Annotated in this window: 7 protein-coding genes; 3 read left to right on the forward strand and 4 right to left on the reverse strand. The window is 71.2% G+C overall.

Features of this window, described 5'->3' with window-relative positions; genetic code table 11:
* The first annotated feature begins 101 nt into the window (after positions 1–101).
* On the forward strand, positions 102–1,277 hold the full coding sequence (locus tag RH94_RS23205; RefSeq protein WP_073949566.1) for a 4-hydroxybenzoate 3-monooxygenase: 1,176 nt from the start codon (positions 102–104) through the stop codon (positions 1,275–1,277).
* A 217-nt stretch (positions 1,278–1,494) separates the two neighbouring features.
* Complete coding sequence (locus RH94_RS23210) at positions 1,495–2,406, forward strand: Bax inhibitor-1/YccA family protein (RefSeq protein WP_073949568.1); 912 nt, start codon at positions 1,495–1,497, stop codon at positions 2,404–2,406.
* Between the two features lie 93 nt (positions 2,407–2,499).
* Here the strand turns inward: RH94_RS23210 and RH94_RS23215 are convergent, their stop codons facing one another.
* The gene (locus RH94_RS23215) at positions 2,500–2,727 is read right to left on the reverse strand and encodes a DUF4287 domain-containing protein (protein ID WP_073949570.1); all 228 of its coding nucleotides are present in this window, start codon (positions 2,725–2,727) and stop codon (positions 2,500–2,502) included.
* 101 nt (positions 2,728–2,828) lie between these two features.
* Here RH94_RS23215 and RH94_RS23220 point away from each other — a divergent pair, with 101 nt between their 5' ends.
* Positions 2,829–3,140 (forward strand): hypothetical protein, encoded by a 312-nt coding sequence (locus RH94_RS23220; RefSeq protein WP_073949572.1) that lies wholly within the window; start codon positions 2,829–2,831, stop codon positions 3,138–3,140.
* 321 nt (positions 3,141–3,461) lie between these two features.
* Here RH94_RS23220 and RH94_RS23225 read toward each other — a convergent pair whose 3' ends face one another.
* The 3 genes from RH94_RS23225 to RH94_RS44285 all read right to left on the reverse strand — a co-directional run.
* Entirely contained in the window at positions 3,462–4,259 is a 798-nt protein-coding gene (locus RH94_RS23225) for a hypothetical protein (RefSeq protein WP_073949574.1), read from the reverse strand.
* Between the two features lie 317 nt (positions 4,260–4,576).
* Complete coding sequence (locus tag RH94_RS23230; RefSeq protein ID WP_073949576.1) at positions 4,577–5,797, reverse strand: acetyl-CoA C-acetyltransferase; 1,221 nt, start codon at positions 5,795–5,797, stop codon at positions 4,577–4,579.
* Positions 5,798–5,945: 148 nt separating this feature from the next.
* On the reverse strand, positions 5,946–6,398 hold a 453-nt coding region (locus RH94_RS44285), incomplete at its 5' end, for an SGNH/GDSL hydrolase family protein (protein ID WP_324614302.1).

A 6,398-nucleotide genomic window follows, 5' to 3' on the forward strand; every position in this document is an offset into this window, starting at 1 on the left:
GAAACTCAGTGGACGCTTTAGTGAAGAATTTTTCACTATGCGAACGAATGCGCCATCCACCTCACCTCCAGGCGACGACGCCAACCCGAAGGGAACGACCGATGCGCACCACCGTCGGCATCATCGGAGCCGGACCGGCCGGCCTGCTCCTCGCCCGGCTGCTCCACAACGCCGGGATCGACTCGGTCGTCCTGGAGAGCCGCGACCGCGCCTACGTCGAGCACCGCCAGCGGGCCGGAATCCTGGAGCAGGGCACCATCGACGTGCTGCGCGCCGCCGGGGCCGGGGAGCGGATGGACCGCGAGGGGCTCGAGCACGACGGGATCGAGCTGCGCTTCGACCGGCGCCGGCACCGCGTCGACTTCCCCGCGCTCACCGGCGGGCGGTCCGTGATGGTCTACGCCCAGACCGAGGTGTGCAAGGACCTCATCGCCCTGCAGCTCAAGGAGGGCGGCCCGCTGCTGTTCGAGGCGGAGGCGCTGGCCGTGGAGGGGGCCGAGACCGACCGCCCCTCCATCCGGTTCCGCCACGAGGGGTGCGAGGACGTCCTCGAGTGCGACTACGTCGTCGGGTGCGACGGCTTCTGGGGCGTGGCCCGCAAGGCGATCCCCGCCTCGCTCTCCCAGGTGTTCGAGCGGACGTACCCCTTCGGCTGGCTCGGCATCCTCGCCGACGTGCCCCCCTCGCACGACGAGCTGATCTACGCCCGCCACGACCGCGGGTTCGCCCTGCTGTCCATGCGCTCCCCGTCCGTCTCCCGGCTCTACCTCCAGGTGTCCGCGGACACCGACGCCGGGACGTGGAGCGACGAGCAGATCTGGGACGAGCTCGAGCGGCGGCTGGAGACGGACGACGACTGGACCCTGCGGCGCGGGCCGATCACCCAGAAGTCGGTGACCCCGATGCGCTCCTACGTCCACGAGCCCATGCGCCACGGCCGGCTGTTCCTCGCCGGGGACGCCGCCCACATCGTGCCGCCGACCGGGGCCAAGGGGCTGAACCTCGCCGTCGGGGACGTCGTCACCTTCGCGCGGGCGCTCGTGCACCAGAAGGAGACCGGGTCCGCCGAGCTCCTCGACGCCTACTCGGCGAACTGCCTGCGGCGCGTCTGGCAGGCCGAGCGGTTCAGCTACGACATGACGACGATGCTGCACCGCGACCCCGACGCCACCCCGTTCGACCTGCGCCTGCAGCTGGCCCGTCTGGACCGCATCAGCTCCTGCCGGGCGGCCGAGACCGACCTCGCCCTGGGCTACACCGGCTTCCCGCTCGACTGACGGACGGTGACCGGGAACCGGCCGGTTGTCTCCGGCCGGTTCCGGACGGGTCGCGGCTTGGTGATGAATGACACCGTCCGCTGCCGGGAATCACCTGGTCGCGTAGCGTGTTCGGCAGCACGGGGAGGGAAAGATCCTTCCAAGGCACTAGGGCCCATCTTTTGCCTTTCCATTACTCTTGGGCCAAGGCCGCGCCGTGCGGCCATGGAGGAGTGAGATGAGGAGCAGAAACCCGGTCTTCTCGCGACGGGGGTTCAGCCGCGACAACGGCTACGCGGGCTTCAACACCGCGCCGCAGGCCGGGGGACCCGCTGTCGGCACACAGGGCAATCCGTACGCGCAGGGCAACCCGTACGCCCAGCCGAGCGGCAACCCCTATGCGCAGAACCCTTACGCGCAGCAGGACCTGCAGTACGGCGCACCGCCGCAGGCCCCGGCCACCACCGGCCGGATGACGCTGGACGACGTCGTCCTGCGCACGGCGTCCACGCTCGGCACGCTGGTCGTGACGGCCGCGCTCGCCTGGACGCTGCTGCCGGTCGACACCGCCAACATCGGCCGTTCCTACGCCATCGGGATCGGCGCCGCGCTGGTCGGCATGGTGCTGGCCCTGGTGCAGTCCTTCAAGCGCAAGGCCTCGCCCGCGCTGATCCTGGCCTACGCCGCCGTCGAGGGTGTGTTCCTCGGCGTCGTCTCCAACGTCGTCGACACCCACATCGCCAGCGGCGCGGCCATGCAGGCCGTGCTCGGCACGATGGCGGTCTTCGTCGGCGTCCTGCTGGCGTACAAGGCGGGCTGGATCCGCGTCAACCGCCGGTTCTACGGCTTCGTGATGGCGGCGGCGCTCGGCTTCGTGCTGCTGATGATGGTGAACATGCTGTTCGCCGTGTTCGGCGGCGGTGACGGCCTCGGCTTCCGCAGCGGTCCGCTCGGCGTCTTCTTCGGTGTCGTCGGCATCATCCTCGGCGCCTGCTTCCTCGCCCTGGACTTCAAGCAGGTCGAGGACGGCATCGCCTACGGCGCCCCGCGCGAGGAGGCCTGGCTCGCGGCCTTCGGCCTCACGCTGACGCTGGTGTGGATCTACATGGAGTTCCTGCGGATCATCGCGATCCTCAATCAGAGCGACTAGTCCACCGGCGGCACGCCGAGCGAACGGTGGAACGAAAGGGCCCCGGGTCTCCCCGGGGCCCTTCGTCGTGCCGGCGGCGCGTGCCTGGAGCACCTAGAGCAGCTTGCGCGCGGCCCTCCTCAGGTCGTACTCGTGGATGAGCGCCTTGGCGTGGCCGTACGCGAGGTCGTGTTCGTGGCGGAGCCAGCTGACCTTCTCCTCGAAGCGGAGCGCGGGGCCTTCTTCGACGGTGCGCAGCCAGTCGGAGATCTCACGACCGGTGCAGTGGGGGATGCGGGCGAGCAGGTTGCGATGGGTCTCTTCGGAGAAGACTTGGGACATCGGCGCCTCCGGACGCGTTCGATGAAGCCGGTCCTTCACGTCACCGTGCCTGAGGGTTCGCGCGTTGGCAACAGTCGTGGTGCGACGCGTAGTCTCGCGGCGTGGTGGACACGACTTCTCTGACCCGGGCAGTGGATCACTTCGCCGATCGCCTCCGGGCGGCGCCGCAGAGCCGGTTGCAGCGGGCCGGCGCCGCCGAGGCACTGGCGCTGGCCAGGGAGTTCGCCCGGCGGGCCCAGCTCGCCGAGTGCCCCGGGGCCGAGCCGCGGGAGATGCCGGACGCGGGGATGTTCGCGGCCGCGGACCAGGTCACCGTCGCCGGACACGACCTGGCGCTCGTACTGAAGACCGAGGACGAGGTGGCGGAGGCCGTACGTCTGGTGCAGGAGGCGCAGCGGCGGGCGGGGGTCTGACTCCCGGTCACGGGCCTCGGGTACGGGCCCCGGTCGCGGGCCCGGCTGCCGAACACCTGCCCAGCGCTCCACTCTTCGGAGTGGAGGTGAAGGGCATCCTGCCTCTTGCGGCCCGGAGGGCCGCAGCCGCACGGCTACGATTGCCCCGTCCGGTGACGGAGTTGTCGGATCCACCGCCGGGCGGGCGGGAAGTGACGCCTGTGGAGGCCTCCGTAGGACCGACCTTCCCGGAGAGCGGCAAGGGCCGGTGAAGCAGGAATCCGAGGTGGCATCGCGCAGCGGTGCGGACCGGACCCTCCTGCCCTCGGGCAGGAGAGGGCGTCAAAGGGAGGCGATGACGCGGTCCGCCAGGATGTACACGTTCTCCTCGCCACAGGCGAAGGTGAGGGCATAGGCGCCGGAGACGCCCGAACCGCCCAGCAGGACCGGGGACTCGCCCGCGCGCAGGGCGGCGGCCAGGCGCTCGGCGGTCTCCTGGTGGCCCGGGGTCATGCACAGGGTCGTGCCGTCGGCGAAGACGTAGACGTCGAGGGTGCCCAGCGGGCCCGGGCGGACGTCGGTCAGCTCCACACGGGTCTCGGCCAGTTCCTCCAGCGTGGCCACCGTGCGCTCGTGGTCGCCCACGGCCGGGGACGGGTGGGGCGTGAAGTCCGGGTGCGAGGGGTGCCGGCGGCGGGCCGCGGCCAGCTCCGGGGACTCGCCGGAGGCGGCCTGCTCGTCGGCCTCCGGGCCGGTCTCGGCCACCGGCTCCAGGTGCTCCAGCCCCGAGAGGTCGACCTGCCGGGGCAGGAACAGCTCGCTGTCGGGCAGCCCGAGCAGGGAGGGCGCGTCGGCGGCGTCCCTGGCCTCCTGGGCGGCCCAGAACGCCCGCGCCTCGGCCAGCTCCCGCTCCCGCTCCTCGGCGAGTGCCTGGACCACGGCGGCACGTATCTGCTCCGCGTCCGCGTGGCCGCGGGCGGCGGGCAGCAGGGCGCGCGCGGTGGCGGCGTGGTTCTCCGCCAGCTGCTTCTGCAGGGCCGCCACCTGACGCCGCAGGGCGAAAAGGGTGCGCAGGACGGCGACGCCCACGGCGCCGGTGGCGGCCGTGGTGAGCAGCAAGGCGATCGGCATGGCGCTCACTGACGTACTCCCGGGTTCAAGGTCGATCCCCGACTTCCTACATCAGCTTGAAGGGCGGACTATCCAGTTGTCAGTGCGAAACGTCACGAAACGGACAGGTGCATACCCTGCGAGCTCCCTGAGGAAACGCGCTGACCTGCGAAGACCCTCTGTCGAGGGAGAAAGGTCACATCCTGAGGGAGATTGGATCACAAAACGGCCCGGAATCCAGGCGTTTCCTGGATTCCGGGCCGTTCGGTCACAGTGGGTGGTAAAGCGTACACCGACGGTCTCTCGGGCGGCCGTGTGTCCCGCCGGTCGGAGAGCCGGCCGGCGGGTCAGCTGAGACGTTCGATGATCATCGCCATGCCCTGGCCGCCGCCGACGCACATCGTCTCCAGGCCGAACTGCTTGTCGTGGAACTGCAGCGAGTTGATCAGCGTGCCGGTGATGCGGGCGCCGGTCATGCCGAAGGGGTGGCCGACGGCGATCGCGCCGCCGTTGACGTTCAGCTTCTCCAGCGGGATGCCCAGATCCCGGTAGGAGGGGATCACCTGGGCGGCGAAGGCCTCGTTGATCTCGACCAGGTCGATGTCGTCGATGGTCAGCCCGGCCCGCTTCAGGGCCCGCTGGGACGCCTCGACCGGGCCGAGGCCCATGATCTCCGGGGACAGGGCGGAGACGCCGGTGGAGACGATCCGGGCGAGCGGGGTCAGGCCCAGTTCGCGCGCCTTGGTGTCGGACATGATGACGAGCGCGGCGGCGCCGTCGTTGAGCGGGCAGCAGTTGCCGGCCGTGACCAGTCCGTCGGGACGGAAGACCGGCTTGAGGCCGGCCACGCCCTCCATGGTCACGCCCGGGCGCGGCCCGTCGTCCTTGCTGACGACGGTCCCGTCGGGCAGCGTCACCGGGGTGATCTCCCGCTGCCAGAAGCCGTTCTTGAGGGCCTCCTCGGCGAGATTCTGCGAGCGGACGCCGAACTCGTCCATCTCCTGGCGGGTGACGCCCTTCCAGCGCGCGAGGTTCTCGGCGGTCTGGCCCATCGCGATGTAGGCGTCGGGGGCCAGGCCGTCCTCGCGCGGGTCGTGCCAGGTGGTGCCCTCCTGCTCGGCCCTGGCCGCGGTGCGGGCCTCCGCCTCGGCGAACAGCGGGTTGTGCGTGTCCGGCAGGCTGTCGGAGTTGCCCTTGGTGAACCGGGAGACCATCTCGACACCGGCCGAGACGAACACGTCGCCCTCGCCGGCCTTGATGGCGTGCAGGGCCATGCGGGAGGTCTGGAGGGAGGAGGAGCAGTAGCGGGTGATCGTGCAGCCGGGCAGGTGGTCCATGCCCATCTGCACGGCGACGATCCGGCCGAGGTTGTTGCCCTGCTCGCCGCCGGGCAGGCCGCAGCCGAGCATCAGGTCGTCGATGTCCCTCGGATCCAGCTCGGGGACCTTCGCGAGGGCGGCCCGGACGATCGTGGCGGTGAGGTCGTCGGGGCGCAGGTCCTTGAGGGAGCCCTTGAAGGCGCGGCCGATGGGGGAGCGGGCGGTCGAGACGATGACGGCTTCGGGCATCACGGCTCCAGTGGCGGTGCGTACGTTTGGTCATGCGCGGCTGTCTGGAAGTTACCCGCCCGTATGGTGAAGGTCACGGGTGCCGGGGTGTGACCCTGGCCGCACTTGTCTAAGCGCTTGCTTGGCTGCCGCGCGGCCGCCCACACCCTCAGACCGAGGGAGTCACCGGCGCGGGCTGCGGCTCCGGGACCCGCCTCCGCCGACGCCGCTTGAGCAGGGCCCACGGCCCCCGCGGCCCGGTGGGCATGGCGGCCGTGACCTCCGTACCCGCCTCCGACGCCGCCTCCACCGCCGCACGGGCCACCGGCAGGAAGGCCTCGCGCCGCGACACGTCCGGACGGTCCTCCTCCGCCGGCCACAGCCCCAGCGCCGCGCACACCGTGGGCAGCACCGCCATCGCCGCCGTGGCGTACCCCTCGGCGGAAGGGTGGTAGTTGTCCGGCCCGAACAGCTCCCGCGGATTGGCCTCGAACTCGGGTCCGAGCAGATCACCCAGCGACACGGTCCGGCCCCCCTGTTCCACCGCCCCGATCGTCTGCGCCGCCGCCAGCTGCCGCGAGGCGCGCCGGGCCAGCCACCGCAGCGGCTGCTGGACCGGCTC

This window comes from Streptomyces kebangsaanensis, assembly GCF_001906585.1.
In the GTDB taxonomy this organism is placed as follows: Bacteria; Actinomycetota; Actinomycetes; order Streptomycetales; family Streptomycetaceae; genus Streptomyces; species Streptomyces kebangsaanensis.

Bases quoted from the DNA above. Each gene is read 5' to 3' on its own strand.
- RH94_RS23210 (WP_073949568.1), top strand. From the start codon at position 1,495: ATGAGGAGCAGAAACCCGGTCTTCTCGCGACGGGGGTTCAGCCGCGAC.
- RH94_RS23230 (WP_073949576.1), bottom strand. From the start codon at position 5,797: ATGCCCGAAGCCGTCATCGTCTCGACCGCCCGCTCCCCCATCGGCCGC.
- RH94_RS23205 (WP_073949566.1), top strand. From the start codon at position 102: ATGCGCACCACCGTCGGCATCATCGGAGCCGGACCGGCCGGCCTGCTC.
- RH94_RS23215 (WP_073949570.1), bottom strand. From the start codon at position 2,727: ATGTCCCAAGTCTTCTCCGAAGAGACCCATCGCAACCTGCTCGCCCGC.